The organism is Fictibacillus sp. WQ 8-8, from assembly GCF_024494405.1.
Classification (GTDB): domain Bacteria; phylum Bacillota; class Bacilli; order Bacillales; family Fictibacillaceae; genus Fictibacillus_C; species Fictibacillus_C marinisediminis.
In genome coordinates this window covers 309,673-336,202 of the sequence record NZ_JAMXKG010000003.1, presented here as the reverse complement: position 1 = coordinate 336,202, position 26,530 = coordinate 309,673, and the positions used below count along the sequence as shown (strand labels likewise).

The following is a 26,530-nucleotide window of genomic DNA, read 5'->3' as shown; positions in this document are numbered from 1 at the left end:
AAACTCGCACGCAAACAAAACTGGAAAGCCAACATATATACTTCCATTTCTACATAAAGAAAAGCCCACATTAAAATCATTGCGGACTTGAATGTTTTCTATTATTTTACTAGATATTTCTCGATGTCATCGAGCATAAGATTTGCTGCTTTAACACCACCGGCTGTATTCCAGATAGCATCAGACACCTTGTGGACATGTCCTTTTTTCACAGCGCTTAAGTTCTTCCAAAGCGGATCGTTTGTCCATTCTTTTTCTTGTTTTGTCGCTCCTCCGTCTCCTGCTTCATACGTGAAATAGAATAGTTCATCCCCATCCATTTGCGGGATTTGCTCTTTTGTCACTTCAGCCACAAAGTCATCTTTGGTTTCCACTTTTGGACGTTTGAAGCCTAATTGATCTAGAACCACCCCTGAGAAAGAATTTGTAAGGTAGATGCGGGAAACTCCAGGCATGAAGCGGACGACAGAAATTTCTTTATTCAAGCTATCGCCTGCTTTTTCTTTAATATCTTTCACTCGCTGATCATAATCACTGATCACTTTGTTTCCTTCTTTTTCTTTATTTAATGCTTTGGAATATAATTTGAAATTGTTTTTCCAGTTGCCTCGAAGATCTTCCGAAAAGACGGTTGGCGCAATCTTGTTCAACTGATCATAGATTTTTTCCTGTCTCATCTTATTCCCGATGATAAGGTCTGGTTTTAAAGAAGCGATCTTCTCCAGGTTAACCTGGCTTTCATCCCCAACGACTTCGACACCTTTCATGTCAGCTTTAATATGGTCGTACCAGGGATTCCCAAGCCATGATTTCACCGCACCCACTGGTTTAACCCCCATTGCCAATACGGCTTCGGTTCCTTCATTCGTCAATACAACAACACGCTTTGCACTATTAACTTTTGTCGTTCCCATCGCATGTTTAACACTGTATCCTTTCGGCTCACTTCCGGATTTTTCTTTTTCACCCGTTCCGCCGCAAGCAGCCAACAGCATGACCGATAGAACCGTAAGTATGATTCCTAATTTTGAATATGTAGATTTTAACGCCTTCATTTCTTTCTCCCCTTCAAATGATAATGATTTTCATTTATAATTAGCATCATACCCGATGTCAAAAACAACTGTCAATACTAATTGATAATGATTTTCAAAATCATTGACATGGCAGTTCGCCTTTACTACACTATAAATGTAAATTCAAATTATTGAGGTAATTATGAACGGAATTATTCAAACAACCAAATACAAGACGGCCTTCCTTTTTGCCGGGGCCGTACTTCTTGCAGCTTGTATGGCCTTAAGTGTAGTGCTCGGGTATACCAATACGAGCTGGAAAACAGTGCTTGAGGCTTTTACCCATTTTAATGGTTCGAATGAACATCTGATCATTCTAAACGCAAGGCTGCCGCGGGCAGTTATTGGCGCAGCAGTAGGCATCTCACTGGCCTTAGCCGGTGTAATGCTGCAGGCCATCACTCGGAACCCAATCGCTTCAACCGATATTTTCGGGCTGAATGCGGGGGCAGGTTTCTTTATTGTCATAGCCGTTTCATTTTTCAACATCAGTTCCCTTCAGCAATTCACCTGGCTCGCCTTTGCAGGAGCTGCGGTTTCAGCTCTTGCCGTGTACATATTGGGATCAGCCGGGCGCAGCGGTTTAACGCCGGTTAAAATGACGCTTGCAGGAGCGGTTATCGCTGCTATGTTTGCCTCTCTCACACAAGGGATGCTCGTGGCCAATGAAAAGGCGCTTGAAGAAGTGCTGTTCTGGCTCGCAGGGTCCATACAAGGGAGAAAGCTGGAATGGCTCTATCCTGTATTGCCCTATCTTCTTCTCGCATGGGCGGGTTCCATGCTGATGTTCAGACAGCTGAATATTTTTCTGCTCGGAGAAGACGTTGCCAAAAGCCTTGGACAGCATACGCTCCTATTTAAAATACTGGCCGGCGTCCTTATCGTTTTTCTCGCTGGCGGTTCGGTTGCAGTTGCCGGTCCTATCAGCTTTGTCGGTATTGTAGTGCCCCATATCGCACGTTATCTTGTTGGCAATGACCACCGCTGGGTCATTCCATATGCGGTACTTCTTGGCGGAATTCTTTTGATAGCAGCTGACATTAGCGCCAGATACATCATCATGCCCGAAGAAGTGCCAGTTGGTGTAATGACCGCCTTAATCGGCACACCTTTTTTTATTCATATCGCACGCAAAGGAAACTTCAAATGAGCAAGTATTTAACCGTTAGATCCAAGAGATATTCCATGTTATTTGATAAAAAAGCTTTGATCGTATCCATCGTTCTTTTTCTTATTATGGCAGGAATCATGTCTGTCAGCATTGGTATCGGGGAACTGTACATTTCCCCTCTTGAAGTACTCAAGTCATTAACGGGAACCGGCTCAGGTATGAACGATGTCGTCATCCAGCAGTTCAGGCTTCCAAGGATCTTGATCGCCGTTATTGCCGGAGCTTCCCTTTCCCTTGCAGGAGCGATTCTGCAGGGGGTAATACGCAACCCGCTGGCATCGCCGGATATGCTCGGTATAACAACTGGAGCAGGTTTTGCAGCCGTTACCTTCATCACGATGTTCAGCAATCAAAGCAACAATCTAAAAGTAAGTATCGGTTATTTGCCATTGGCCGCCGTACTTGGAGCGTTTGTTATGGCCGCCGTCATCTATATACTTGCCTGGAAGCAAGGAATATCCCCAGTCAGGCTCATTTTAATCGGTGTCGGTCTGATGTCAGCTACACAGGCACTCACTACCCTTATGATCATACTGGGTCCGATCTACGCCGCTTCACAGGCGACCATCTGGCTGACTGGAACGGTTTATGCAACAAATTGGCAAGATGTAAACAGCCTTTTGCCGTGGTTTATCATCCTTGTGCCCATCCTGTTCTTACTAAGCCGAATGCTTAATGTACAGGAACTAGGAGATGAGGTTGCGACAAGTCTCGGCCACTCAGTTCATAAAGGACGTTTTGTGCTGCTTGTCCTCAGTACAGCACTGGCCGGTTCTGCCGTTGCTTTTACAGGGGCTATCGGTTTTGTTGGTTTGATTGGACCGCATATTGCCAGAAGGCTCGTCGGTTCTTCCTTCGGTGCTATGCTTCCAGTATCGGGTTTAATTGGTGCTATTCTGGTCCTGCTCGCTGATTTGGCCGGCCGGACACTGTTTTCACCATTAGAAGTGCCCGCAGGCGTTTTCACTGCCGCCATAGGAGCTCCCTATTTTATCTATCTGCTTTTTAAAAACCAAGGTTAAGGAGTGATTTCATGTCTATCAAAACAGAATCACTGACATTGTCTTATGGAAAAAATCCTGTGATAAAAGATTTAAAAATAGCCATACCCAAAGGGGAAATCACCGTATTGATCGGCAGTAACGGCTGTGGAAAGTCTACTCTTCTCCGGTCGATGGCCCGTCTCCTATCACCTGAAAAAGGGTCCATTCTATTAAACGATAAAGACATTGCCAAACGATCAACTAAAGAAGTAGCCAAAGAGCTCGCCATATTGCCTCAGGGTCCTGTAGCACCCGAAGGATTGACTGTGCTGCAGCTTGTCAAGCAAGGCAGATTCCCTTACCAGTCCTGGCTAAAACAGTGGTCAACACAAGACGAAGAGGCAGTTTATCATGCCCTTGACGCGACCAACATGCTCGAATTTGCCGAAAGAAGTGTTGATTCTCTTTCTGGTGGGCAAAGACAGCGTGCCTGGATCGCCATGACGCTTGCTCAAGGAACAGAAACCATCCTTCTGGATGAACCGACGACGTATTTGGATATGACACATCAGATTGAAATTCTCGATCTGCTCTTTGAACTAAACCATAGAGAGCAGCGGACAATCGTTATGGTTTTGCATGACTTAAATCTAGCCTGCCGCTATGCCCACCATCTTGTAGCAATTCAGAATAACACCGTGTTTGCACAAGGCCGTCCGGAAGACATCATGGACGAGAAGCTGGTTTCTGACGTTTTCCGCCTGCAGTGCAAAATTGTCAATGATCCATTGTTCGGAACCCCAATGTGCATTCCCTACGGAAAGGGGCGAACAGCTGGTCATGGCACACGTTCAGCTCAATATGCGTAATGTTATCGGATGGTCCGAATCAGAAAGAATCTATATCGAGAACCACTGCCGCTTTCAATTCTCTTTTTCAAAAGAAAAAGCGGCATTTGCTGCAGAATACTTACTGGAAGAAGAGAATATGCTTGCTTTCATAAAAGAAGCAGGCAAAAAAATAGGTTCTCAGGAAGAAAGAGTCACTGCTTCTTTATTTTTTAAACGGTACGTCTTTTGCTGCCTGACTTCATCCCTTTATGCGCTCTCCATAAGAAACAAGCAGTTTGATATGAGGGTTCAAAACGTGATCATTATCGATGAACAGGAAAAGCACAGCTGGCTTCCCTCCTTCTCCCTTCAAAACATAGAGGGACTCTCCATGGCCGGCGACCGGGAAAAGTGGCGTTCCTCCGTTATAGAAATGCTCTTTGCTCAGAACATCTCCATCATGCTCGATCATCTGGCCAGTTATACGAAAGCTTCAAGAGCCATGCTCTGGGAGAACGCGCTCATCTATATTGCCTGGCTTTATAACGCATGGCAATCAGAAGCCCACCCTGCACCTCTAAAAAAGCAGCTGGAGGAAGATTATCGTTTTATCGTACAGCAAGCGGAAGGTTTTCATTTCGGAGCCTCCTCCAATCCTTTTCTGAAATCGTCAAGGAAGTATGAGGAACAGGAGATGAAAAAAAGGCAGACATGCTGCCTATATTACAGAACAGATGGAGGCACATGCTGCAAAACGTGCCCGATGAATGAAGCCGACTGATCCATTGAATATCAGGCGGCTTTTGTTTGTATGATAATAATATTGGGTATCACTTGATTATAGAGAACATAAGGAGGAAGAACATGGCCATTATTTATATCAGTATTGCTGTCGTCGTTGCTGCATTGGTTTTCCTTGGAGTCTATGCTGTTAAACTGATGAAATCGAGCCGCCAGACGATGAAGAACTTAAACCGGACGACGCAGCTCATGCAGGCGGAAATGAACGATGTAACCAATCAGACTGCTCTTCTGAACGAGAAAACAGAGTACTTAAAATATGATATGTATAATAAAAAACAAAGCATTAAAAGTGTTGGAGATTCTGCTACAGAATTGAAGAATACAACAGCAGAACTCCTCAGAAAGTTTAAAAAATAACAGCCGCAAGCCCGGGTCATGGGCTGCGGCTGTCTTGCTGTCAGAACGGTTTCATCTGGCTTATGACTTCGTTGTATTCCTTCAGCAGACGCTTCATTATTTCACGGGCAGGACGGCTTTCTGCAAGAGGAGCACCTTGCCCTGCCCATAATGACATCAACTCTCTTTTACCTTCACTTGCCGCTTTCTTGCGGATTTCTGACGTCATTGCGTTCAGGATCGGGTATGGCGGGAGATCTTCTACTGCTGCCATCTGCTTCATAAAATCATTGTTGATGCCTCTGGCCATCTTTCCAGAGAAGGCCTTCGTCAGCCGCAGATCCGTTTCCTTTGCATGAAGAACGGCGTCTTTATGCAAAGGATGGGCACCGCTTTCAGCTGAAGCTAAAAATGCCGTACCGAGCTGTACTCCACTCGCTCCGAGTGCCATAGCGGCAGCGATTCCCCGTCCATCCATAATTCCTCCGGCTGCTATGACTGGCACAGAAACCGCATCTGTAAGCAGCGGAATGAGTGCCATCGTCCCGATCAATGCATCTTCTGCTTCACCTATAAACGTTCCCCGGTGGCCGCCAGCTTCACTGCCTTGTGCCGAAATGGCGTCAATCCCAAGTGCCTCCAGCTTTTGAGCTTCCTTCACTGATGTTGCAGTAGCCATAATCCTTACCCCGTGCCCTTTCAAAAGATCCACAAGTTCATCTGAGGGGGCGTTAAATGTAAAACTCACGATCGGAACTTGAGCATCAAGGACACATTGAAGCTGTTCTTGAAAGGTGGACTGATGTTCTTTTTTACCCGTCGCCTTGTCCATACCAAGTGAAGAGCGGAAAGGTGCGAGCAGCGCCTGCATCTTTTCTGTCTGCACTCTGTCCTCCATGAATTCTTCAGGGAGGAAAAGATTTACAGCATAAGGCTTATCCGTTGTTTCCCTGATTGTTTTGATTGCTGCTTGTAGATCTGCAGGTTTCATGTATCCTGCACCCAGGGTTCCTAATCCTCCGGCATTGGAAACAGCCGCAGCCAGCTCCGGAGTCGCTGGCCCGCCGGCCATTCCTGCTTGTACGATGGGATATTGAATGTCGAAAAGTGATAGAATGGATTGCTTCATTTCAGCACCTCTCTCCTTCGTTTTGGTTTCGAGTAACGAACTTCCAATTAGAGTGTAACAAAAAAACACGCCGGCTGTCCGCGTGTTTACGTTTTGATTTGTTCAAACTGACGATAAACGTGTTTGATGACCTGATGTATGTTTTCATTGCTATAACCGCATTCTCTCATCGCACGGGCAACATATCCAGCGACTTCTTCTTTTTCCGGATCCCCATTTATTTTCAGCAGCAGTTCATTGATTTTTTTATTTCGCTGACGTTCATCCATGATTTCACCTGCCTGCTCTTTTTCGTTAGTGTATGAACAGGACAAAAGAAAAAGACCCCTATTCAGAGGCCTTCTCCTGTCAAAACAAAAGCTATTTTTTTCCTTTTTTCACTTTGAGCAAAACAACGATAAACAACAGTAATATGGCAGCTATCATTATTCCTCTTGTATAAGGCGCCGCAATGGTTTTAATATCTTCCCAGTTACTGCCCAGCGTGGTTCCAAGGTAGATAAACAAGATCGACCAGGGAATGATGGCAATCAACGTATACAGTGTAAATGTGGAGAAACGCATCTTCGCGATACCCGCTGGAATGGAGATGGCATGGCGAACAACAGGGATAAAACGGGCAAAAAAGATCACGCCAGTCCCGTATTTTTGAAACCAACTTTCTGAAAGATCAATTTGTTTGTGGCTGATCAGGATATATTTACCGTACTTCTCCAAAAACGGCCGTCCTCCATAATACCCCATCCAATATAGAAATAGCTGGGCAATGGTTCCGCCAATCGTTCCGGCAATTACAGAGCCTGCAAAGGTCAAATGTCCTTGTGAGATCATATAGCCTGCGTAAGATAAAACAAGTTCACTGGGAATGACTTCTATCATAAGACCAAGAGCAATGCCTAAATGTCCAAGCCCTACAATCCATTCCAAAAGTGATAATATCATTTCTTTCAATTTATATACCTACTCTCTATTAAAGTTATATCCCTGAACCTTGTCCATCATTTAGAGCCAGCCAGGTGCCTCCGGCTAACCGCTAAGTCATTTGAAGTTTATCATAAAACCGATAAATGCCGCCAGAAGTCCTCCCGCATAACTGATTGCCAGATAAGTAATTAAATACTTCCACTGCCTTTTTCTATAGAATTGAATGTTCTCCTGTTTTAAAGTAGAAAACGTAGTGAACGCCCCCATAAATCCTATGCCAAAAAACAGTCTGATAGAATCTCCCGCGTGCATTCCTGTAAGCATACCGAGTAGAAATGAACCGGTAATATTAACAAGCAAGGTAGCGATTGGAAAAGGGGAGTCTGTTATCCTTTTTATGAATTGACCAAGACCAAATCTGAAAATGGCTCCAAAGAACCCGCCCGCTGCTACAAGCATCACTTGCATCATACTCGCTGTTCCTCCTTGCCTCGTGTCAGTGATCCAAGAAGGAAACCTAGCCATGACATGACTAGCCCGCCTATTAAACTTAGGATGATATATAGGACAGCTGTTGCCGTGCGTCCCGTCTGAAGCAACTGAATATTTTCCACAGTAAATGTAGAAAATGTCGTAAACGACCCTATCAATCCTGTTCCGAGCACCGTCATAAAATAGGGGTGAACCCTGGGATTTCTGCCGATTCGAAACGTAAGATATCCGAGAGCAAATGAGCCTGCCATGTTGGTTAAGAAGGTAGCCAGCGGATAGCTCCCTTCCCAAACAAGTGCGATACCGAGCCCAAGGCCGTACCGTAGAAGGGCTCCGGCTATTCCTGCCAGTCCCACAAGTACGTAAAGCAGCATACCCGTCATCCTTTCTATAAGAAAAGCGCAAGCGACCTGTTTAGGTCCGACAAGCGCTGGAGCTTCTGAACAGAAACACGCTTTTTGTGTTTTGTTCAGGAGCAAAGCAACCTGGGCGCTGGAGCTAGACATTACTTCTATGCAACAAAACAGACTCCTGCCGCAATCGCGGCAGGAGCTGCTGTTTTCATCTCCAACATCATATTATCATGTTTAATTCCATTAGCACAATTTGCGTTAAAATTTACAAATCGTCAAAACCATTGGCATCTGAGACTTTTGTATATTGTCTTGACTTCTGTTCAAAAAAATCACTCTTACCCTGATTGATATCTTCATACGCTTTGATCCATTTCATTGGATTCTCTCTAAACCCATCAAAAGGACGCTGTATTCCCAGCTCATTGACCCGCTTATTGGCCATGAATTTAATATAGGCTTCAAGTTCATCCATTCTCAACCCAGGAAAACGGTCCCCGATGATGTACCGTCCCCATTGTATTTCCAGTTCAGTCGCCTTTTTGAATGTCCCCTGAACAAACTGGACCGTCTCTTCAGAATTTAATTCCGGAGCTTCATTCAGCAGTTCTTTGAAAATTTGGCAGAAGAGCCTGACGTGCAGCTGCTCATCCCGGTTGATATAATTGATCATCGTACTGGAGGCGACCATTTTCTGGTTTCGGGCAAGATTATAAAAGAAAGCAAAACCAGAATAGAAGTTTAATCCTTCAAGTACAATGTCATAGACGATCGATTCCATAAACGTTTTTGGTGATGGCTCTTCTGTAAACTTCAGATAGCCGTTTGCAATAAAATCGTTCCGTTCCCTCAAGACAGGATCATGTTTCCAGTATTCAAAAATCCCATCTTGTTTTTGCTTGTTCACCAAGCTCGATAACACATACGAATAGGACTGGTTATGCACTACCTCCTGAAAGGATAAAACCGTCATTAATGCAGACAGGCTGGAATCGGTCAAGTACGCCGCCACTCTTGAAGAGTAATCTGTCTGAATGCTGTCCAGAAAAGCCAACAGTCCAATGATCTTATTAAAGGTATCTTTTTCCTCGTTTGATAGATTCGGATATTGTTTCACGTCGCCGGACATATTGATCTCAAAGGGAGTCCAAAAATTCGCGAGCATGTTTTTATAGAGCGGATATGCCCAGCTGTACCGAACATCATCCCAATTTAAGACATTGGAGCTCTGTCCGTTAATTAGTCCAGTAGAAGCATTCGGCGCTTCTACATCATATAGTTTCCGTTCTGTCAGTGTTTTCATTAATAAAATAACTCCCTTCTTAGCTGGAACAGCTTTCACAGTCTTCCAATTCTGCAATAGATGTAGACCTCGTATAATACGTTGTTTTGAGACCTGATTTCCATGCCGTCATGTGAAGATCGAGAAGTTCCTTCGCTTTAATCGTATTTTTGACATAAAAGTTAAACGAGATGGACTGGTCTACATGCTTCTGTCTGACGGCGTTCTGTCTGATGCTCCAATGCTGATCCAGCTCGTATGCCGATTTATAATACCAGCTTGTCTGAGGGGTAAGATCTGGAGCCGTCACCGGGATCCTAAAATCCTTCTTCTCCTCAGAGTACTCTTTTTTAAAAATAGGATCGACGGATGCTGTGGAGTTCGCAATTAAACTGGTCGTCGCATTCGGAGCAACCGCCATAAGCCATGCATTCCGCAGGCCAGTCTGATGAACCTGTTCTTTTAATATAGTCCACTCTTCAGACACATAGTTCCTGTCTTCAAAATAAACACCGGTTTCCCAGTCAGATCCTTTAAAGGCTGGATACGCGCCTTTTTCCTTCGCCAGTTCATGGCTGGCTCTGATGCTTAAATAGCTGATTTTTTCATAAAGACAGTCATTATAAGCTACGGCTTCTTCTGATTCCCAGCGTATTCCTTCCACTGCCAGCAAGTGATGCAGCCCAAATGTACCCAATCCGATCGCCCTGTACTTCTTATTGGTAAGCACCGCTTGTTTCACTTCTATTCGCTCCTGGTTCATATCAATGACATTATCTAGCATGCGGATTTGGATTGGGATCAATCTCTCAAGCACATCATCCTTTACTGCTTTTGCAAGCGAAATAGAGCTTAAGTTGCAAGTCACATAATCTCCAGGTTTCTTTGTGATCAAGATTTTACCGTCCTGTGTTACTTCCTCTTCGACTGTAGTCGCTGATCCGTTCTGGGCAATTTCCGTGCAAAGATTGCTGCAGTAGACCATTCCGGCATGCTTATTCGGGTTAGCCCGATTAACCGTGTCCCGGTAAAACATATACGGCACTCCCGTTTCCAGCTGGCTTTTCATGATTCTTTTAAAAATTTCAATGGCTGGTACCACGTCATAGCCTCCTGAACCTTTTTTACCCAAAAGCCCTAGTTCGGCTGCGGCAACGCACTCATCATATTTATCGCGGAAACTGCCTTTGCCGGGTTCTTCATCAAAAAAATCATCCAGTTCATAGCCCATCACTTTTTTTACCGTATAAGGATCAAACAGATACCAGTCTTCTCTAGACTCTGCCTTTTCCATAAATAAATCCGGAATGCAGAGGCCCAAAAACAGATCATGAACCCGCTGCCGTTCGTCACCATTATTCAGCTTGGCGTCAAGAAAAGAAAAAAGATCTTTGCCGAACACATTGTAGTAGATGGCGATAGCTCCCTTTCTCTGTCCAAGCTGATCGACACTGACCGCTGTCTGGTTCAACAGCTTCGCCCATGGAATAATGCCCGATGAATTGCCCTTGAATCCTCTTATTTCTGAACCAAGGCTTCTGATCTTGCCAAGGTAAACGGAGATCCCGCCTCCGCCTTTCGAGAGCGTTGCTGCATCTGTTGTAGAATCATAGATTCCTCGAAGGCTGTCATCCATCGTATCGATGAAGCAGCTTGACAGCTGGCCATAGCTTTTACCCGCATTGGCAAGTGTAGGAGTTGCCACGGTCATATACAGGTTCGACATTGCCCAGTACGCTTCTTTAATCAGCTCCATGCGGCGGTCTGAAGGTTCGTTGGACATCAAGGACATCGCGATGATCATAAAACGTTCCTGAGGCAATTCAAACACTTTGCCTTCATGCGATTTGGCAAGATAACGGTCAGCCAATGTACGAAGTCCTATATATGTAAAAAGTTCATCCCTTTGAGGGACAATCATCGCTTCAAGCTCATCTATTTCTTCTGGTGAATAGCTGCTTAACAGGTTCTTATCATAGATTCCTTTGTCTGTCAGTGTACGAATTAATCCATAGAAGTGGCCATATCCATGAACTCCTTGGCTCCCCCTGTTTTTTACTGCATCCGAGTAGATTTTTTTAAGATGAATTCTTCCTGCGACGAAGGTCCAATCCGGCTCATGCATTGAAATTCTTTCAAGTGCATGCAAAATAGCCATATTCATCGCTTCTGTTTGAGAATTGCTTTTATCAGCATAATAGCCTACCTGTACTGTATACTCTTCCTTTTTATCAAGCTGGGGAAAGCCCAATAGAATTTCATCCAGCCAATTCATAACAAGATGATCTGTTCCGCCTGCTATAACCAAAGTCAAATCTCCTCCTCTAAAAATCCGCAAAATAAAAAGGCCCATCCAGTGGATGAGCCTAAAAAAACGACACGAGTTATAAGAATCAAAAATAGCAGTAAAGTGTGCCGTTTTTGCTTCTCAATCCCCGAAGAATCAAAATCGTGAAACAAAAAGGCAGGTCTACTGGCTAATGCTTCCTCCTACTCTGAGCCTTCCCATGTAAAAGCCACACGATCGTGCGCGTTTCTTACACAGTGGATTCTCATTTCGTCCACATGACAGTTGCGGGGACAGCTCCGGATTGTTTTACCGGATTCCCTATTAAGTCTTACAAGACACCTCTTGTTTCAAATACTATATTTAGTTTAATACATTTACTTTCACACTAAATATAGTATTTGTCAACACCTAGTTTTCATTTATTTTGTTATTCCATATTGTATTTGCGCAGTACTTAATGATGTCCCGGCGGCGGATAATCCCAATAAAATGCCCGTCGTCGTCAGTCACCGGAATAAAGTTCTGGTCAGTTGCCAACGTAATTAAATCTTCCATATTTGAATTGATTGATACTGAGATGTTGTTCACACGCTGTGGAACATCCTTCAGTTTTGTTTTCACCACATCGTAGAAGCCAAGGTCGAACGCTTCTTTCAATTTCCAAAGCAGATCCCCTTCTGTGAGCGTACCGACATACTGCCCTTCCTCTGAAACAAGGGGAACAGATGTATATTTGTGATAAGAAAGCTTCTCCAATGCCTGCCTGATGGTCGATTCAGGATTCAAATATTTAACCTCTTCTTTAGGCAATAGATAAAAAGCTATGTTCATGCTGTGATCTCCTTTAACCATAAAATGCAGCCGTTCTTTTCTACTATAACAAAAAATAAAATAGATGAGCAGTAATAAGCCATCACACAAAAAAAGCCCTAAGAAGGACACATATGTTCTATTGTCTATTTCCTCACTGTGTTTTATTTAAACTTTTTTTGCCAGGGTCCACCCCATAATTTTGCTGAAAAAGCCAGCTTTTATATTCTTCTTCCAATTCAGTCAATGGCCATGTGGAAAGCTCTGCTTCCACTTCTTTGCTTATCCCGTTTTTCTTTAACATCTGAATAAGGAAATTCTTCCTCTCTTCAACGGCTTTCCGCAATAATCCGCCCATCATTTCCTCCCGTTAAAGCGTTTTCATAGTATAGTATACGTGGATCCAATTAAATAGTTTCAGCATTCATGGCTCTTTACTGAAATTTATTGGATAGAGTATACATTTATGACCACTAAACGGAAGATCTGACTTGTTTTTCTTCTTTATAAATCTTTATTGATTTCCCGAATGACATGAGAGACCTCGGGGAGAATCAGCTTTTTCATGGCTAAAGCTGCCGCTCCTGTAGATCCGGGCATTGCAAAAACCGCTGTGGAGCCAACAACTCCTGCCGCTGCTCTGCTCAGAATGGCTGCAGATCCAATATCCTCGGTATAACTTAACACCCTGAAAAGCTCGCCAAAACCTGTAATTTCCTTTGTAAACAATGGTTTTAGCGTTTCAATGGTAACATCCCTGGCAGCAATGCCGGTCCCGCCATTAATTAAAATAGCCTGGATATCACTTGCTTCACACCCAGCCAAGACAGCAGATTCGATTTCCCCTCGCTCATCTTTTACAATTACATAGTCTCCCACTGTATGGCCGTTCAGCGTTAACTGCTCTTTTATAAGAGTGCCGCTGCGATCGGTTTCTTCTGTTCTCGTATCACTCACAGTAATAATTTTGCAGCAGACAGAAGAAGGAGCCTGTCTTTTATGATCTTCTACACTCATTTGCTTCCCCTTTCCCAAAGGTTGTAATGGATGTATTATCCTTTATTCATGGCCAGAAGTCTATCCTTTTGCATGCTCAAAAATAAATCGGAACAAATACGCTTTGCAAAACGTAATGTTTCCGTTATAATAAGATGAATTATTTTTGATGCATTTGGAAGGAGCACTCATATGAAAAGACACTATGCGGCCTTGACGTTTATGATCATAGGATCACTGATACTATCTGGCTGCGCGAATGGCACTAAACATAAATTAAATAGCCCTCATAAGCTTACCATAACTACAACACTTTATCCCCTGGAATACTTTACGAAAAGGATCGGCGGAAAGCATGTTTCTGTATCAAATGTAATCCCTCCAGGCACCGATGCTCATTCTTTTGAACCGTCTACGAAAGACATGATCAAAATATCAGACAGTGATGCATTCATCTATAACGGTACAGGAATCGAAGGATTTGCTGATAAAGTAAATGAAACGGTAAAAAACGAAGGGGTTGAATCCATAAAAGCAGCCAAGGGCCTCACACTGGAAAAAGTGGAGCATCGTGATGAGGACCCTGACGAACATGGAGATAAAGATCCCCACATTTGGCTTGATCCGGTTTATTCAATCCAAATGGCCAAGAACATCGAACAGGCGTTAATTAAGCTGAACCCAAAAGCCAAAGCTGACTTCACAAAGAATTACCTATCACTTAAGAAGGATCTTGAAAGGCTTGATACCTCGTTCAATCAAACGATCAAAAAAAGCCCGCATAAGGAGATTATTGTTTCTCATGCTGCCTATGGATACTGGGAACATCGGTACGGCCTGAAACAGATTCCAGTTTCCGGACTGTCAACTTCTCAGGAACCGTCACAAAGACAGCTGCAAGACCTGATCAAACACGTTAAAGCAAAACATATTCACTATGTTCTTCTTGAAAACAGTGCCAGCGATAAACTGGCCAGAGTTGTAGAGCATGAAACAGGAACAAAAACACTGAAATTAAGAAACTTAGAGACCCTTATTCCTAAGGATGCTGAGGCGAACGAAGATTATTTATCACTTATGCAAAAAAACGTTCAAGTCTTGAAACAGGCCTTAAGATAAGAAAGCAGGACCATGAATGAATGAATCATGGTCCTGCTTTTATGTGTTAATTATGATTTTCTTCGTTTAATGAACAGCACGGCTCCGATAATCACGATCAGCAGCACTACGATAAACAGCGGGGCTGCTGCATTGTTTGACTTCGATTCCGCCTTTTCAGCTTTTTTCTGTTGTTCTTCTTTTTGGGTCTTTTCACCTTTTGCTTTTTCTTTTTTAGGTGCTTTTACCGCCTTCTCTTCTTTCGGCTTCTGAACAGCAAAGGAATAATCTTTTTGGATAATATGGCCATCAGCACCGATAATTTTGTAATTTACTTTATACTTCCCGTTTTCAAGCGGTGAGGGCGCCGTGCCTGTCATGATGTTATTCTTTACGTCCACTTTTACATCTAAGGGTTTTCCATCCTTAGTGACTTTCATCGTGCTTAAATTTTCAATTTTTGATTCAAAAGTTAACGTGATCTTGCTTATGTTTTCTTTGATCACAGCACCTTCTGCCGGCTGTGAAGATTCAAGGCCGGTATGGGCGGATGCAATTGACGCAGAACAAAGAAAAAAAACAGCGGTAAGAATCAATATGTACTTCTTCATGTTACATCTCCTTTACTTTCCTCATTGCTATATATACTTTACTGGAAAACGTAAAAAAAGACCACCCAGACACAAACATCAGGGGGTCTTTTCTGTTTACTGTTATTCATGCCGGATCAGGGCTTAGCAAAATGCACAAGCACAGCCTATGATAATTAACAAAATGAACAGCACCACAATAAGAGCGAAACCACTTCCACCGCATCCAAATGACATTTTGTTACCTCCTCTTTCGAGATATTTAACGATCTACACCCATAACATATGAAGCGGCCGGGCTGTGTGAAACGGTACAAGAGTCTATTTTTTAAAAAACTTTCATGTTTGCTGATGATGTAAAGAGCCTGAGAAAATACGCCTATTTTCCAAGCTTATCCGCATTTGTCCCATACAAAAAAAGCAAAGCGCCATATAGTGTTAGGGAGATGTTGGAGTTTATGACAAAGGAGGTAACACATATGGGATTCGCAGGAGGCGGAAGTGGTTTCGCTTTGATCGTGGTACTGTTCGTGCTTTTGATTATCATCGGATGTGCTTGTGCATTCTGCTAATGCACTGAACAAGGAAAAGATGCAGATCTTTTCCTTGTCATTATGAACTACGATTAACGCAAATTGTTTTCCAGTAACCAAAACCCATAATTAAAGCACTGAGCGCCGCTCAGTGCTTCTTTTTATTGCTTCGCTTGTGCTTCCGTCTCGGTCTTCTTCTTCAACGCCCAATACGTCTCCAGAGCCCGCTGTCCGATGTGCTTGTTGACCGCTTGCGTTCCGCTGTACGGTGACGCATCTGGTACAATAATCGCAAAAGCTATTTCCGGATTATCATAAGGGGCATAGCCGACCAATGTCAGGTTATCTTTGTTCGCAATAAAGTTTCCGTTGTGATCATATTTCTTAACCTGGGCAGTACCTGTTTTCCCTGCCGGATTATGATATTTCGGATTGTTAAAATACTGTGCGGCTGTTCCGCCCGGAGAGTGGTACACCTCCCAGAAGCCTTGCTGCACCCGATTGATATAGCTTTTATCCATATCAATTTCATTAAGAATATTCGGTTCAAACCGCTCCACAAGCTTGCCTTCATGCTGTACTTCCGTCTGCGGTTCACGTATTTCCTTCACAAGCCTCGGCTGAACGCGATATCCCCCGTTTGCGATCGTTGAAACATATTGCACCATCTGAATTGGAGTATAGGTGTCAAACTGTCCAATGGCCATGTCGAGCATATTACCAAGCTCTTGATAACCTCCGAAATAGCCTGTGGATTCATTCGGAAAATCGATGCCAGTTTTTACCCCTAATCCGAACTGGCTGAAATAATAGCGCATGACATCATAGCCAAGGTAACGGTTATCTCCATAAAAGCTTTTATTGCCATAGCTGTATTTTCCAAGTCTCATAGCAATATTAAACATATAAACGTTTGATGATTTCTTTAATGCGGTTAAATCATTGATGCTCCCCATGTTCGCATGAGATTTCTTTGTTGTCTTGCCGATTTTGATCGGCGCATCGTATATATATTCCCCCATGTGGATGGCACCCTTATGCAGACCGGTGAGAACGGTCGCTCCCTTGACAGCAGATCCCATCTCGTAAGCGTCGAATAGAGCTCCGTACGAGTCATTCACAAACTTTCCGCTGCTGTCCATCTTTTTGCCGGCGATTGTATAGATTTCCCCTGTCTTCGGGTTCATCATGACGATATATGCAGACCTCATCATTTCATTTCCCCGGTCAGCACGACCTTTTCTGATTTCTTCTTCAAGTACTTTTTCCATCTTATGCTGAAGTTCCATATCGATCGTCAAAACGAGGTCTTTTCCGCGTTTGCCGGGAATTACTTTCGGTTCTCCGAGCGTTTTCCCTGTTTTCGGATTCGTCAGATAGATGCTTTTTTCTTTCGTACCGCGAAGTGTTTCCTGATACTGTGCTTCAAGCCCGCTGATTCCAACCTGATCGGTACGGTCGTAGTTCATCGCTGCAAGATAGTCCTGCTGTTCTTTCGGCATCTGTTTCACACGGCCGAAAATGGTCTTAAGCGAATCGCCGAACGGATACGTCCGGTCTGCATCCGGCATGATATCAATGCCTGGAAGCTGATCCAGGTTTTCAGAAATGATGGAAATTTCACGATCTGTTAAATTTTTCTTTACTGGTGAAGCGGAATAAGCATAGCCGGCATCCATTTCTCGTTTGATGGCGAGAATCTGCAGATCTTTTTTTGTCAGTGTATCGAGGTCCTTTTTTGTGATCCGGCTGACCAGCAGCTTGTATTCTTTTTCATTGTTAAGTTTTTTTGTTTCAGCCGGGGTAAGTCGTTCTTTCATAAGATTAGCCACTCCTGTTTTTACGATAAAAAAGTCTTTTTTATCACGCTCAGGAATTTTCTTCTTCTCCACTTGAATATGCTGAGACAGCCATTTGGCAACCTTATATGTATCTTCTGCTTTTGTACTGCTTGTTTTCGTATACGTCAGCGTAAAATAAGGTTGATTGTCCACCACAACCCGCTGATTACGGTCAAGGATCTTTCCGCGCGGAGCTTCTTTCTTAGCTTCTTCTTTTTTTATGGCTTCAGATTCCTGTCTTTTTTCTTCCCCATTGACGATTTGAAGAACACCGAGACGCAGTATGAGGACGGAGAAAAGCAGAAAGACGGCAACAAATAGTATATTTAAGCGAAAAGGAAGGTGGTTCTTTTTCTTTTTGGTTTTCTTTTGAGTTTCCATAACCCTTTCCCTCCAGTAGATTATTACAATTATATTACAAAACCTTCCCTACTAGATTACTAAAGTTTGAAAGAGATTCCAAGTTTTTCATTAGAATTTTTTTCAAAAAAAACTCTGTTAGTCCATTTTGTTGTTTTGGTGGGATGTGCTTGAACCGCCTTCTGAAAAGCAGAAGGGTAAAAGCAAGCTTTTTCCCATCTGCTTTTCGGGCGCTTCATTTGTTACACAAATCAGCCGGCTCTTATCATCGCCAGCGATCCACCCCAAAGTCTATTCAACTATTATTTATTGCAAATGAACAGCGGGCCTTTCATGCGAAGAGGATCTGGTTTCCCGAAGAGATATCCTTGAACAAGATCAACACCGATCTCCTCGCAGTATTCTGCTACCTCCTTCCGTTCAATCCCTTCTGCGATCACCTTGATTCGGTAGTCACGCGCTGTTTCCATAATCTGAAGCAGCTGCTTTTGCTGTTCACTCATAATTTCCTCTGACTCAACGATTGATCACAACCACTGATACTAATCCCAGCCTTTCAAAAAAACGTATTTTTAGATAAATCGAAAATTTTTTTCATATTGTGAATCAAAGAAGGAATTGCTCTATAATTTCCACCAATTAAATTACTAGATAATTTACCTTATTGCTTCCATTCACATTATTTGCTATATTAAAAATCCTGTGCCAAAAAACCATAAAAAGGAGGATTGAGATGGTATACTGGCTTCTTTTCAAGAAAAGTTTTTCACGCAATATGCAATACCGCCTGTCCCACCTTATTAATAATGCCGCTTCAGCAATCTTCGGCTTTGTTTACATCGCCATATGGACAGGAGTACTGGCTGGAAAAGAACAAAAAAGTCCATACAGTATCATGGACATGACCTATTATATGGGGGCGAGCCAATGCATTCTGTGGATGACCGTATTTTTAACAGCTGGTCTCGGGATTCAGGCAGGCGTAAGAAACGGTGCAATCTCGTTTGAATTTGCAAGACCCACGAACTATTTTTTCTACATAACGAGCCAGGAGGCTGGAAGGATAGGGTATAACGCCCTCTTTAGAAGTCTTCCGATCGGCTTGATTTTCACCTTTACCGTCGGATTTTACACCCCAGAACACTTTCCGGTCTACGTATATACCTTCCTTTCTGTCATCTTAGCTGTCGGTATTTCATTAAATATATTTTATTTGATTGGAATATCATCCTGCTGGACAACTGAAATTTCATGGGCTCACTTTATTAACCTGACCCTGATGTTCTCCCTTGGGGGCCAGATGGTGCCATTAACTTTTTTGCCTGGACCATTGTCACAATTTGCTGGATGGCTGCCATTTGCAGGTGTGGTTTATTATCCCGTGATGATCTATCTTGAAAAAGCCAACAGCTCGGTTCTCCTTATTCAGGGTGGCTGGCTGCTCTTCCTGCTGCTGCTGAATCAGTGGATCACATTCCTTGCCCGGCAAAAGATTGAAATTCAAGGAGGCTGAGTATGAAATTATACATAAAACTCATCAGCGCCAGCATCCGTTCAAGAATGCAGTACAAAATGAATTTCATCTTCTCTATGGTCTCCTATGGCGTGATCATGATGATTGACTTTGTCCTTATAGCCGCAATTTTGAACCGTTTTGATCAGATTAAAGGCTGGAATATTTATGAGGTGGGTGTTCTCTACGCGATTTCATCGATTTCACTTTCTTTGTACAGAACGATGGCTCCTGAAATCCACGAATTTGAGAAATATATGATAGAAGGGGAATTTGACAATCTCTTGATTCGGCCAGTCTCTCCTCTCGTTCTGCTCCTTTCAAAAAATCTCGACCTCAGCCGGATTGGAGGTGTTCTGCAGGGTCTGCTTATTCTTTGCCTCTCCCTGTACGGACTTTCCAAGGAGCAGCAACTCGTATTTCTTATCGCTTATCTTCCCGTCATCCTTGTCTGCGGATGGCTCATTTCATTTTCTCTCGCTCTGTTTACGGCGACAATTGCGTTCTGGACACAGCGGATAAAAGATTTTCAGACGTTTACTCTCTATGCACCTTTTAATGCCGCAAACTACCCGATGAACATTTATCCCGGCTGGTTAAAGATCATCTTTTTCACGGTGATACCGGTGGCATTTATGAACTATGTACCTATGCTTTATCTTTTACATAAAGGAGGCAACCTGTACTTTCTGCTGCTTCCAGCTGCCGTGGCTGGCTTATTCTTTTGTGCCTCTTTGAAATTTTGGCATTACGGCATCAAATTTTATCATAGCACTGGTACCTGAGGAGGAATTGAACGATGATTGAAGCACATCAATTAAGAAAGAGCTTTAAAATATACAAATCAAAAAAAGGCATGCTCGGTTCCATGCTTTCGCTGTTTTCCGGGGAATACGAGGAAAAGAACGCCGTAGATTCTATCTCTTTTAAAATAGACGAAGGTGAATTTGTAGGATATATTGGCCCAAACGGTGCAGGTAAATCAACAACGATCAAGATGCTTTCCGGAATTCTCCATCCATCGTCAGGAGAGGCAAAAGTTCTTGGGATCAATCCGCAAAAGAACCGAAAAATGCTTGCTCAAAATATTGGCATTGTTTTTGGCCAGCGGACACAGCTTTGGTGGGATCTTCCTGTTATAGACTCGTTTGATATTTTGAAACACATGTACAAAATAGAAGACCGCCATTATCAAAGATTCTTGAAACACTATGATGATATCCTTGATATCAGCCAATTTCTTCAGACTCCAGTCAGAAAATTATCCCTCGGTCAGAGGATGCGTGCAGACCTTGCGGCGGCAATGATCCACAACCCGCCTGTCTTGTTCTTAGATGAGCCAACCATCGGCCTTGATGTTGTAGCTAAGCATAAAATCCGGGAGTTCCTGCAGGAAATGAATAAATCGGAAAATAAAACCGTCGTCCTTACCACACACGACATGGACGACATTGAACAGTTATGCAGCAGGGTCATTGTCATTAACCAGGGAAGGATGGTATTGGATGGATCTTTGGAGGAACTGCGTAATCATATTGGTCTTCCCAGTATTCTTACCGTCACGTATGAACAACCACCTGAACTGCAAGTGGTTTATGGTATTGAGAGGACAGAAAGTAACGGCCGTGAATGTACCGTCTTGTATGATCGCTCTAAAATTTCTTCACCTGCTCTATTGCAGGAGATCTCAAAGTGGGGCACTCCACTCGACATACAGATGAAAGAACCGGATATAGAAGAAGTGATTCAGAACATTTACTAATGCAAACACAAAAGACGGATGTGAGACTGCTTGTCTCTCATCCGTCTATCCGTTTTTGTGCCTTAATGTGTCTTTTCCAAAAGAAGCCATTCTTCCAGCTGTTCATAGACGTTCATCGCATCTTCAATTCCCCGTTCATATAGGGCGTGGAGCTTTACAGGATTGCGTTCTGCTCTTCCTACATCCAGCTTCTGCTTTGGCCTGATGACAAATACTTCATTTTTCTTCTCAAGTTCTTCAATATAATCCAATGTTTCATTGTAATGTTTATAACGGTTCAGCAAAACATCAGACATCCCCGGCTGTGATTGGTATACCCTTCTCGCCAGCCATTCCATTTTTGTTTTACGTTTTCTGTAGCCTTCATTCTGTGTTAAAACAATGACGTTCCTTTTGTTTCCGTCTGCTTTTGCCTTTTTGACTGGAATAGGGTCAGCCACTCCGCCATCCAGCAGTTTTTTTCCATGGTACTCGATGACAGGTGCCATAAACGGTAAAGATGCGGAAGCTCGAAGAACGGTAAGAATATGCTCTTGATGATCCGCCTTTTCAAAATAAACCGGCAGTCCTGTCTCACTGTCAGTCGTTCCGATCACGAAACGTTCTGTCGCACGTTCAAACGTTTCAAAATCAAAAGGGACATGTTTCTTAGGAATTTCATCAAAAATCAAGTCCATCCCGAAAAGCCCTTTGCGTTTCAACAATAGATTTTTATAAGAAATGTACTCTGGATGTCGTACAAAATCGATATTAACAACCCGGTTTCTCCCTCTTTGCCTTGAAAGATAGGAGGTGGCATTGCAGGCCCCGGCAGAAACGCCAATGACATAAGGAAAATACAATTCCTTGTCCATAAAATAATCAAGCACTCCTGCTGTATAAACGCCCCTCATTCCCCCGCCTTCCAGGACAAGACCCGTTCCTTTCATGCTGTGATACCTCTTTTCTCTATAATAGTTCACTATATGTAATATTTTTTCAAAAGGCCAATAAAATGCTCTGCACTTTGGCTATCTTTGATTAAAATAATTTTCCAGCCCATTTACGATTCCGCTTACCGCATTCTCCTGAAAGTCTTGTGTTTCTGCCTGCAGCTCGTCTTGCCGGTTCGATAGAAATCCTAATTCAATTAGGGCTGCGGGACGCTGGTTCTCCCTTATTACATAATAATCTCCGAATTTCGCCCCTCTGTCCTTCAGGTTTGTTCCACCGTTTAATATTTCCGCCTGAATGGATTGAGCAAGTTCTTGATCTCCTGATTTATTATAAAAAGTAGATAACCCGCTCACATCCGGGCGAAGAGATGAATTATAATGAATACTGATAAAAGCATCCGCAAACACAGACTCGCTTTGGAACACTCTGTTCGCCAATGAAAAATAATCATTATTCATCCTGGTCATCGTAACAATGGCTCCAGCCGCTCGCAGTTTTTCTGCTGCAAGCAAACCTGTGCGAAGCGTCAGTTCTGATTCCAGAGTAGAATGGAACGCCCCTTTTGCTCCCCTGTCAACACCGCCGTGACCCGGGTCAATTACAATCCGCTTACCATTAAGGCTACCACTCCGGTAAGCTTCTTGTGTGCTAAATGAACGATTCGCTACGACATTCCATATTCCTGCTTCGTCATGCTTCTCTCTATTTCCAATTCCTCTCTTTTTTAAATAAACAGCGGACACCCATCCTGTTTTACCGTGAAATTCAATATGCGCCCACCCATTTCTTTCGGAAAGGACTGACAGTATTTCCCCTCCTCTTACGGACCCAATCACTGGAGCAGAGATGGAATCAATTTTCCTGACGTTCAAATGATCAGCAGCGACAAATGCTTCTGCATCTGTGCTCGCTTGAAGTGCCGGTGGACTCAGTGTTTGGCTGATGCACATCAGCATGACAATACCGATCTGTACTTTTTTCACAGTTTCTTCAGCCCCATTCATTTTTTAAAATGATATGGAGAATAATTCTACAGCCTATTAATGAAACCTTCTCTCTGCCAGAATGACACAAAGGTTCCTACAGGCTGCCCAATTTCCTTTTTTTATGACAAGAAAGCGGACAAGCTCTAAAAAGCTCTGTCCGCCTCACATTCTATATTAGGCCTGCATGTTTTAAACCGTGCCAAATCCCATCTTCACCAACTGGTTTCGTAACATAATGGGCTGCTTTTTTCGCTTCAGGCCTTCCGTTGCCCATCGCAATCCCCATACCTGATGATTGAAGCATTTCGATATCATTTAAGGCATCACCGAAAGAAAACGTATCTTCTCTTTTTATCGTTGTGCGTTTCAGAAGTTCTTCAATCCCTTTTGCTTTAGAACCTCCAAACGGCATTACATCGATCGCGTGGTGATGCCAGCGGATAAAATCAAAGGTTCCTTTATAATCATTTCTGTACGGCTGCTCAAACTCTTCATCACAAAAAAGAAGCGCCTGATAAACATCATTGCTATGATAGTAAGTCTCATCGAACGAAGGATATTCAGTTAGTAAATGTTTCGTACTTTCATATACCACATCAGCGTATTCATTATTGGTCGTTGCTTTTGCGTGATCCAGGAAAACAAGAGGATGTTCCGATTGGACAGCAAGCTTTTCAAGTTCCTTCAGCCTTTCTACATCCAGTGTTGCTTTGTAGATGACTTCTCCCTTGAAAACAACATACGACCCATTAAAGCTGATAAACGAGTCCATTTCGAGTTCCTTCAATAAGTGTGCAAACATAAAAGGCGCCCTGCCAGTTGCTATTCCGGTATGAACACCGTTCTTTCGAAGCTGATGGAGGGCTTCCTTTGTGGAATCCGGAATTCTCCCTGTACTTTCATCGATCAGTGTTCCATCAATATCAAAAAATACCATCTTTTCTCTCATATCTATCACTCCTTATCCTCTTTCTATGATGAATTTTCGCCGTTAATCTGTCAACTAAGTACAACAAAGACGCTTCACCGTAAAATAGAAGAACTCTCCAAAATGGAGAGTTCTTTCGAATTAAGAATTTGAATTGGCCGTCGTTTGAATATTTTTCCGTTTTCGATTGATCACAATGCTTTGAACCGTCATGAAGATGTTACCGACAATCCAGTACATCGGCAGTACTGCAGAAAGCCTCCAGGCAGAAAAAACGATGATCATCGGCATAATGTAGCCCATCATCTGGATCTGGGGATTCACTTGCTCAAGCTGTCTATTGATTATCTTATATTGAATAAACGTGGTAATAGCCGCAATAATCGGCAGAATGTGTGTTGGATCGGGTGTACCCAGGTTAAACCATAAGAAATTATGTGCCGCGATTTCTTTCGTCCGTATAATCGCATAATAGAATGCCAGCAAAATCGGCATCTGGATCAGCAAGGGCATACATCCCATAGACACCGGGTTAACACCATGCTTTTGGTAAAGGGCCATAACTTCCTGCTGCATTTTTGTTTGAGTTTCTCTGTCTTTGCTTTTATATTTTTCTCGAATCCGCTTCATTTCCGGCTGAAGCTCTTTCATTTTTTGCTGATTTTTTGTCTGGGAAAGTGTAAAAGGCAATAAAATACAGCGAATAATAATCGTCAAAAAGATGATAGCCAGTCCATAATTTCCGTTAAAGAAGGTGGCCACAAACTGAATCACTTCTGAGAAGGGATAAACAAAATAATGGCTCCATACCCCGTGGCTCTGTGCGTTAACAGGTGCTCTGCTGCAGCCTGCAAGTACCCATATTCCTAATATCATCGTAAAAAATTGTAATCCGCGTGTAAGTCCTGATCGTTGTTTCTTTCTGTTCATTCCATTTCCTCCTTGTTGGTTTTGCGTCTGAGTGATTCAACAAGAAGGAGTGGCTGTCATTATCATCTGGTGCTTCTTTCCGGTATTTCCTGTGTGTTATATGATTCCTTATAAAACAGAAGTTTTGGACCAGACTTGGATTCAATCGTATCTTAAGTGTTCTGTTCTGATCGGAAATCTTCAGCTGGCTGCTTTTCTTTATCGTTTCTGGACACTGCATTATGATATGTCTGCTGATACCAAGCAGAGCCAGTGTTAATCCCAATGAAATCAGCATAACGTCCATTTCACATAGCAGTTCAAATATCGGCTCGATCGGACTCACCCCCTTTTGATAACAGTATACTCTCATATGGCCTAAAATGATAGTGAACATCAAGTGTCGGTAGAAACAGTCTAAACACAAATAAACGCCGTGTGGGAGGTCATCACGGCGTCTAATCAAATATAGGGGGATACGATACTATACGGAAATACGCATGAAACGTGACTCTAAAAAAAATTTCTTTTTCATGCATATTTTCAAAGTGGTAATACAAACTAGTAGTACAAGGAGGTGATACATATGGCACGTAACAACTCTTCAAACGAACTAGTAGTAGCTGGTGCTCAACAAGCTCTTGACCAAATGAAGTATGAAATCGCTTCTGAATTTGGTGTGCAACTTGGACCGGACACTTCTTCACGCGCTAACGGATCTGTTGGTGGTGAAATCACTAAGCGTCTTGTACAAATGGCTGAACAACAACTTGGTGGCGGATTCCGTCGTTAATCTTAACTCTCCTAAAAGCGAAAAGGGTGGGACAATCCTCCACTCTTTTTTGCATTCAAGAAAAGGGCAAGCTAAGGTCCGACAAGCGCTGGTGTCAAGCATTGCATCTATACAAAAATCAGCCTGCAATTTGCAGACTGGTCTATTATCATCAGCTATGAAAGTTTAAAAATAATAAGCCAGGGTTCTCGTATCCCTGGCTGGAAAAAGGTAACTTTATTATAACATGACGAAACCAGATTTATAAAGAAAAGACTTTCACAAAACAGATTTTAATATTCCCATGGCTTTTGCGTGCCGAATTCTTCAGCAAGTTTTTTACTGCTTTCCCTTCTTTTTCTCCGGTTGACAGCCCGTTCCTCTGCACCTTGATGAAGCCACTTTTCCTCTTCAGACTCTGGAATAGCTTTTGGCACTGGCGTTGGTTTACCATCTTCACCCAGCGCGACAAACGTCAAAAAGGAAACTGCACAAACCTTTCTCTCGCCTGTAAATAAATTCTCAGACGTGATTTTTACAAAAACCTCCATCGACGTTTTGTGCGTCCACGTCACAAAAGATTCCAGACAGACTGAATTTCCTACTCTGATCGGATGCAAAAAATCGACCGAATCGGTTGAGGCAGTTACCACATTGCAGCGTGCATGGCGGATCGCTGATATCGCAGCGACATCGTCAATATATGCCATCAGTTTGCCGCCGAACAAAGTTCCATGATTATTCGTATCCGGCGGAAGAACCACACTTGATTTTACTGTTCGGGATTCTCGAACAAATTTCTCATTTAATTTCATGCTTTCATATC

32 protein-coding genes and 1 riboswitch are annotated in these 26,530 nt (G+C 43.0%); of the genes, 12 read left to right on the top strand and 20 right to left on the bottom strand.

What is annotated here, in order from left to right; genetic code table 11:
- Positions 1 to 101 precede the first annotated feature (101 nt).
- Positions 102 to 1,055 carry an ABC transporter substrate-binding protein gene (locus tag M1K46_RS07090; RefSeq protein ID WP_256225499.1) on the bottom strand — a complete coding sequence of 318 codons (954 nt, stop codon included), beginning with the start codon at positions 1,053 to 1,055 and terminating at the stop codon, positions 102 to 104.
- A gap of 163 nt (positions 1,056 to 1,218) precedes the next feature.
- Here M1K46_RS07090 and M1K46_RS07085 point away from each other — a divergent pair, with 163 nt between their 5' ends.
- The 5 genes from M1K46_RS07085 to M1K46_RS07065 all read left to right on the top strand — a co-directional run bounded on the left by M1K46_RS07085 (position 1,219) and on the right by M1K46_RS07065 (position 5,221).
- Entirely contained in the window at positions 1,219 to 2,226 is a 1,008-nt protein-coding gene (locus tag M1K46_RS07085; RefSeq protein ID WP_256225498.1) for a FecCD family ABC transporter permease, read from the top strand.
- Positions 2,223 to 3,269, top strand: a complete 1,047-nt coding sequence (locus M1K46_RS07080; RefSeq protein ID WP_256225496.1) for a FecCD family ABC transporter permease — start codon at positions 2,223 to 2,225, stop codon at positions 3,267 to 3,269. The genes M1K46_RS07085 and M1K46_RS07080 overlap by 4 nt, the downstream gene beginning before the upstream one ends.
- 11 nt (positions 3,270 to 3,280) lie before the next feature.
- Complete coding sequence (locus tag M1K46_RS07075) at positions 3,281 to 4,099, top strand: ABC transporter ATP-binding protein (RefSeq protein ID WP_256225495.1); 819 nt, start codon at positions 3,281 to 3,283, stop codon at positions 4,097 to 4,099.
- Positions 4,071 to 4,841 (top strand): IucA/IucC family C-terminal-domain containing protein, encoded by a 771-nt coding sequence (locus M1K46_RS07070; protein ID WP_256225494.1) that lies wholly within the window; start codon positions 4,071 to 4,073, stop codon positions 4,839 to 4,841. Before M1K46_RS07075 ends, M1K46_RS07070 begins: the two co-directional genes overlap by 29 nt.
- 83 nt (positions 4,842 to 4,924) lie before the next feature.
- On the top strand, positions 4,925 to 5,221 hold the full coding sequence (locus tag M1K46_RS07065) for a DUF948 domain-containing protein (RefSeq protein WP_256225493.1): 297 nt from the start codon (positions 4,925 to 4,927) through the stop codon (positions 5,219 to 5,221).
- A gap of 40 nt (positions 5,222 to 5,261) precedes the next feature.
- Here M1K46_RS07065 and M1K46_RS07060 read toward each other — a convergent pair whose 3' ends face one another.
- The 10 genes from M1K46_RS07060 to M1K46_RS07015 form a co-directional block, all read right to left on the bottom strand.
- Positions 5,262 to 6,329: an NAD(P)H-dependent flavin oxidoreductase gene (locus tag M1K46_RS07060; RefSeq protein WP_256225491.1), complete on the bottom strand. Its 1,068-nt coding sequence runs from the start codon at positions 6,327 to 6,329 to the stop codon at positions 5,262 to 5,264.
- A gap of 86 nt (positions 6,330 to 6,415) precedes the next feature.
- The gene (locus M1K46_RS07055; RefSeq protein WP_256225490.1) at positions 6,416 to 6,643 is read right to left on the bottom strand and encodes a hypothetical protein; all 228 of its coding nucleotides are present in this window, start codon (positions 6,641 to 6,643) and stop codon (positions 6,416 to 6,418) included.
- 46 nt (positions 6,644 to 6,689) lie between these two features.
- Complete coding sequence (locus M1K46_RS07050) at positions 6,690 to 7,280, bottom strand: DedA family protein (RefSeq protein WP_375162176.1); 591 nt, start codon at positions 7,278 to 7,280, stop codon at positions 6,690 to 6,692.
- 87 nt (positions 7,281 to 7,367) lie between these two features.
- The gene (gene crcB, locus M1K46_RS07045) at positions 7,368 to 7,724 is read right to left on the bottom strand and encodes a fluoride efflux transporter CrcB (protein WP_256225489.1); all 357 of its coding nucleotides are present in this window, start codon (positions 7,722 to 7,724) and stop codon (positions 7,368 to 7,370) included.
- Positions 7,721 to 8,119 carry a fluoride efflux transporter CrcB gene (gene crcB, locus M1K46_RS07040; protein ID WP_256225488.1) on the bottom strand — a complete coding sequence of 133 codons (399 nt, stop codon included), beginning with the start codon at positions 8,117 to 8,119 and terminating at the stop codon, positions 7,721 to 7,723. Before crcB (M1K46_RS07040) ends, crcB (M1K46_RS07045) begins: the two co-directional genes overlap by 4 nt.
- A 244-nt stretch (positions 8,120 to 8,363) precedes the next feature.
- Positions 8,364 to 9,401: a ribonucleotide-diphosphate reductase subunit beta gene (locus tag M1K46_RS07035; protein WP_256225487.1), complete on the bottom strand. Its 1,038-nt coding sequence runs from the start codon at positions 9,399 to 9,401 to the stop codon at positions 8,364 to 8,366.
- Positions 9,402 to 9,420: 19 nt separating this feature from the next.
- Complete coding sequence (locus tag M1K46_RS07030; protein ID WP_256225834.1) at positions 9,421 to 11,655, bottom strand: ribonucleoside-diphosphate reductase subunit alpha; 2,235 nt, start codon at positions 11,653 to 11,655, stop codon at positions 9,421 to 9,423.
- Between the two features lie 171 nt (positions 11,656 to 11,826).
- Positions 11,827 to 12,028, bottom strand: a riboswitch (cobalamin riboswitch).
- A gap of 50 nt (positions 12,029 to 12,078) precedes the next feature.
- Positions 12,079 to 12,501, bottom strand: a complete 423-nt coding sequence (locus tag M1K46_RS07025; protein ID WP_053354868.1) for a CBS domain-containing protein — start codon at positions 12,499 to 12,501, stop codon at positions 12,079 to 12,081.
- Positions 12,502 to 12,634: 133 nt separating this feature from the next.
- Positions 12,635 to 12,838 (bottom strand): Fur-regulated basic protein FbpA, encoded by a 204-nt coding sequence (locus tag M1K46_RS07020; RefSeq protein ID WP_062231203.1) that lies wholly within the window; start codon positions 12,836 to 12,838, stop codon positions 12,635 to 12,637.
- A gap of 146 nt (positions 12,839 to 12,984) precedes the next feature.
- Positions 12,985 to 13,497, bottom strand: coding sequence for a MogA/MoaB family molybdenum cofactor biosynthesis protein (locus tag M1K46_RS07015; RefSeq protein ID WP_256225486.1), 513 nt, complete (start codon positions 13,495 to 13,497; stop codon positions 12,985 to 12,987).
- A 171-nt stretch (positions 13,498 to 13,668) separates the two neighbouring features.
- Between M1K46_RS07015 and M1K46_RS07010 the strand changes: the two genes are divergently transcribed.
- Positions 13,669 to 14,595 (top strand): metal ABC transporter solute-binding protein, Zn/Mn family, encoded by a 927-nt coding sequence (locus tag M1K46_RS07010; RefSeq protein WP_091006380.1) that lies wholly within the window; start codon positions 13,669 to 13,671, stop codon positions 14,593 to 14,595.
- 50 nt (positions 14,596 to 14,645) lie between these two features.
- On the opposite strand, the gene M1K46_RS07005 is transcribed toward M1K46_RS07010, so the two are convergent.
- Both M1K46_RS07005 and M1K46_RS07000 read right to left on the bottom strand, forming a co-directional pair.
- Positions 14,646 to 15,185, bottom strand: a complete 540-nt coding sequence (locus M1K46_RS07005; RefSeq protein ID WP_256225485.1) for a copper resistance CopC family protein — start codon at positions 15,183 to 15,185, stop codon at positions 14,646 to 14,648.
- Between the two features lie 123 nt (positions 15,186 to 15,308).
- Positions 15,309 to 15,401 (bottom strand): YjcZ family sporulation protein, encoded by a 93-nt coding sequence (locus M1K46_RS07000; RefSeq protein ID WP_091006374.1) that lies wholly within the window; start codon positions 15,399 to 15,401, stop codon positions 15,309 to 15,311.
- Between the two features lie 221 nt (positions 15,402 to 15,622).
- Here M1K46_RS07000 and M1K46_RS06995 point away from each other — a divergent pair, with 221 nt between their 5' ends.
- Positions 15,623 to 15,736, top strand: coding sequence for a YjcZ family sporulation protein (locus tag M1K46_RS06995; RefSeq protein WP_309144580.1), 114 nt, complete (start codon positions 15,623 to 15,625; stop codon positions 15,734 to 15,736).
- Positions 15,737 to 15,858: 122 nt separating this feature from the next.
- Here M1K46_RS06995 and M1K46_RS06990 read toward each other — a convergent pair whose 3' ends face one another.
- Positions 15,859 to 17,919: a peptidoglycan D,D-transpeptidase FtsI family protein gene (locus tag M1K46_RS06990; protein WP_256225484.1), complete on the bottom strand. Its 2,061-nt coding sequence runs from the start codon at positions 17,917 to 17,919 to the stop codon at positions 15,859 to 15,861.
- A 281-nt stretch (positions 17,920 to 18,200) separates the two neighbouring features.
- A complete protein-coding gene (locus tag M1K46_RS06985) occupies positions 18,201 to 18,401 on the bottom strand; it encodes an EAL domain-containing protein (RefSeq protein WP_256225483.1) in 201 nt (66 codons plus the stop codon).
- A 230-nt stretch (positions 18,402 to 18,631) separates the two neighbouring features.
- Here M1K46_RS06985 and M1K46_RS06980 point away from each other — a divergent pair, with 230 nt between their 5' ends.
- The 3 genes from M1K46_RS06980 to M1K46_RS06970 are packed head-to-tail and all read left to right on the top strand — an operon-like array spanning position 18,632 to position 21,173.
- Positions 18,632 to 19,411 carry an ABC transporter permease gene (locus M1K46_RS06980; RefSeq protein WP_256225482.1) on the top strand — a complete coding sequence of 260 codons (780 nt, stop codon included), beginning with the start codon at positions 18,632 to 18,634 and terminating at the stop codon, positions 19,409 to 19,411.
- A 2-nt stretch (positions 19,412 to 19,413) separates the two neighbouring features.
- Entirely contained in the window at positions 19,414 to 20,196 is a 783-nt protein-coding gene (locus M1K46_RS06975; RefSeq protein ID WP_256225481.1) for an ABC transporter permease, read from the top strand.
- 14 nt (positions 20,197 to 20,210) lie between these two features.
- On the top strand, positions 20,211 to 21,173 hold the full coding sequence (locus M1K46_RS06970; RefSeq protein ID WP_062231187.1) for an ABC transporter ATP-binding protein: 963 nt from the start codon (positions 20,211 to 20,213) through the stop codon (positions 21,171 to 21,173).
- 62 nt (positions 21,174 to 21,235) lie between these two features.
- Here the strand turns inward: M1K46_RS06970 and M1K46_RS06965 are convergent, their stop codons facing one another.
- The 4 genes from M1K46_RS06965 to yidC form a co-directional block, all read right to left on the bottom strand.
- Positions 21,236 to 22,102 (bottom strand): patatin-like phospholipase family protein, encoded by an 867-nt coding sequence (locus M1K46_RS06965; RefSeq protein ID WP_062231185.1) that lies wholly within the window; start codon positions 22,100 to 22,102, stop codon positions 21,236 to 21,238.
- Between the two features lie 81 nt (positions 22,103 to 22,183).
- Positions 22,184 to 23,092 carry an N-acetylmuramoyl-L-alanine amidase gene (locus M1K46_RS06960; RefSeq protein WP_256225480.1) on the bottom strand — a complete coding sequence of 303 codons (909 nt, stop codon included), beginning with the start codon at positions 23,090 to 23,092 and terminating at the stop codon, positions 22,184 to 22,186.
- A gap of 172 nt (positions 23,093 to 23,264) precedes the next feature.
- Positions 23,265 to 24,044 (bottom strand): Cof-type HAD-IIB family hydrolase, encoded by a 780-nt coding sequence (locus tag M1K46_RS06955; protein ID WP_062231181.1) that lies wholly within the window; start codon positions 24,042 to 24,044, stop codon positions 23,265 to 23,267.
- Between the two features lie 120 nt (positions 24,045 to 24,164).
- Positions 24,165 to 24,953: a membrane protein insertase YidC gene (yidC, locus tag M1K46_RS06950; RefSeq protein WP_082315963.1), complete on the bottom strand. Its 789-nt coding sequence runs from the start codon at positions 24,951 to 24,953 to the stop codon at positions 24,165 to 24,167.
- Between the two features lie 31 nt (positions 24,954 to 24,984).
- Between yidC and M1K46_RS06945 the strand changes: the two genes are divergently transcribed.
- Both M1K46_RS06945 and M1K46_RS06940 read left to right on the top strand, forming a co-directional pair.
- A complete protein-coding gene (locus tag M1K46_RS06945; protein ID WP_053354881.1) occupies positions 24,985 to 25,212 on the top strand; it encodes a hypothetical protein in 228 nt (75 codons plus the stop codon).
- A gap of 306 nt (positions 25,213 to 25,518) precedes the next feature.
- A complete protein-coding gene (locus M1K46_RS06940; protein WP_053354882.1) occupies positions 25,519 to 25,725 on the top strand; it encodes an alpha/beta-type small acid-soluble spore protein in 207 nt (68 codons plus the stop codon).
- Between the two features lie 272 nt (positions 25,726 to 25,997).
- Here M1K46_RS06940 and M1K46_RS06935 read toward each other — a convergent pair whose 3' ends face one another.
- Positions 25,998 to 26,519: an acyl-CoA thioesterase gene (locus M1K46_RS06935; protein ID WP_053354883.1), complete on the bottom strand. Its 522-nt coding sequence runs from the start codon at positions 26,517 to 26,519 to the stop codon at positions 25,998 to 26,000.
- Positions 26,520 to 26,530 lie beyond the last annotated feature (11 nt).

Bases quoted from the DNA above. Each gene is read 5' to 3' on its own strand.
- M1K46_RS07090 (WP_256225499.1), bottom strand. From the start codon at position 1,055: ATGAAGGCGTTAAAATCTACATATTCAAAATTAGGAATCATACTTACG.
- M1K46_RS07085 (WP_256225498.1), top strand. From the start codon at position 1,219: ATGAACGGAATTATTCAAACAACCAAATACAAGACGGCCTTCCTTTTT.
- M1K46_RS07080 (WP_256225496.1), top strand. From the start codon at position 2,223: ATGAGCAAGTATTTAACCGTTAGATCCAAGAGATATTCCATGTTATTT.
- M1K46_RS07075 (WP_256225495.1), top strand. From the start codon at position 3,281: ATGTCTATCAAAACAGAATCACTGACATTGTCTTATGGAAAAAATCCT.
- M1K46_RS07070 (WP_256225494.1), top strand. From the start codon at position 4,071: ATGGCACACGTTCAGCTCAATATGCGTAATGTTATCGGATGGTCCGAA.
- M1K46_RS07065 (WP_256225493.1), top strand. From the start codon at position 4,925: ATGGCCATTATTTATATCAGTATTGCTGTCGTCGTTGCTGCATTGGTT.
- M1K46_RS07060 (WP_256225491.1), bottom strand. From the start codon at position 6,329: ATGAAGCAATCCATTCTATCACTTTTCGACATTCAATATCCCATCGTA.
- crcB (WP_256225489.1), bottom strand. From the start codon at position 7,724: ATGATGCAAGTGATGCTTGTAGCAGCGGGCGGGTTCTTTGGAGCCATT.
- crcB (WP_256225488.1), bottom strand. From the start codon at position 8,119: ATGCTGCTTTACGTACTTGTGGGACTGGCAGGAATAGCCGGAGCCCTT.
- M1K46_RS07035 (WP_256225487.1), bottom strand. From the start codon at position 9,401: ATGAAAACACTGACAGAACGGAAACTATATGATGTAGAAGCGCCGAAT.
- M1K46_RS07030 (WP_256225834.1), bottom strand. From the start codon at position 11,655: ATGAATTGGCTGGATGAAATTCTATTGGGCTTTCCCCAGCTTGATAAA.
- M1K46_RS07025 (WP_053354868.1), bottom strand. From the start codon at position 12,501: ATGAACATAGCTTTTTATCTATTGCCTAAAGAAGAGGTTAAATATTTG.
- M1K46_RS07020 (WP_062231203.1), bottom strand. From the start codon at position 12,838: ATGGGCGGATTATTGCGGAAAGCCGTTGAAGAGAGGAAGAATTTCCTT.
- M1K46_RS07015 (WP_256225486.1), bottom strand. From the start codon at position 13,497: ATGAGTGTAGAAGATCATAAAAGACAGGCTCCTTCTTCTGTCTGCTGC.
- M1K46_RS07010 (WP_091006380.1), top strand. From the start codon at position 13,669: ATGAAAAGACACTATGCGGCCTTGACGTTTATGATCATAGGATCACTG.
- M1K46_RS07005 (WP_256225485.1), bottom strand. From the start codon at position 15,185: ATGAAGAAGTACATATTGATTCTTACCGCTGTTTTTTTTCTTTGTTCT.
- M1K46_RS07000 (WP_091006374.1), bottom strand. From the start codon at position 15,401: ATGTCATTTGGATGCGGTGGAAGTGGTTTCGCTCTTATTGTGGTGCTG.
- M1K46_RS06995 (WP_309144580.1), top strand. From the start codon at position 15,623: ATGACAAAGGAGGTAACACATATGGGATTCGCAGGAGGCGGAAGTGGT.
- M1K46_RS06990 (WP_256225484.1), bottom strand. From the start codon at position 17,919: ATGGAAACTCAAAAGAAAACCAAAAAGAAAAAGAACCACCTTCCTTTT.
- M1K46_RS06985 (WP_256225483.1), bottom strand. From the start codon at position 18,401: ATGAGTGAACAGCAAAAGCAGCTGCTTCAGATTATGGAAACAGCGCGT.
- M1K46_RS06980 (WP_256225482.1), top strand. From the start codon at position 18,632: ATGGTATACTGGCTTCTTTTCAAGAAAAGTTTTTCACGCAATATGCAA.
- M1K46_RS06975 (WP_256225481.1), top strand. From the start codon at position 19,414: ATGAAATTATACATAAAACTCATCAGCGCCAGCATCCGTTCAAGAATG.
- M1K46_RS06970 (WP_062231187.1), top strand. From the start codon at position 20,211: ATGATTGAAGCACATCAATTAAGAAAGAGCTTTAAAATATACAAATCA.
- M1K46_RS06965 (WP_062231185.1), bottom strand. From the start codon at position 22,102: ATGAAAGGAACGGGTCTTGTCCTGGAAGGCGGGGGAATGAGGGGCGTT.
- M1K46_RS06955 (WP_062231181.1), bottom strand. From the start codon at position 24,044: ATGAGAGAAAAGATGGTATTTTTTGATATTGATGGAACACTGATCGAT.
- yidC (WP_082315963.1), bottom strand. From the start codon at position 24,953: ATGAACAGAAAGAAACAACGATCAGGACTTACACGCGGATTACAATTT.
- M1K46_RS06940 (WP_053354882.1), top strand. From the start codon at position 25,519: ATGGCACGTAACAACTCTTCAAACGAACTAGTAGTAGCTGGTGCTCAA.
- M1K46_RS06935 (WP_053354883.1), bottom strand. From the start codon at position 26,519: ATGAAATTAAATGAGAAATTTGTTCGAGAATCCCGAACAGTAAAATCA.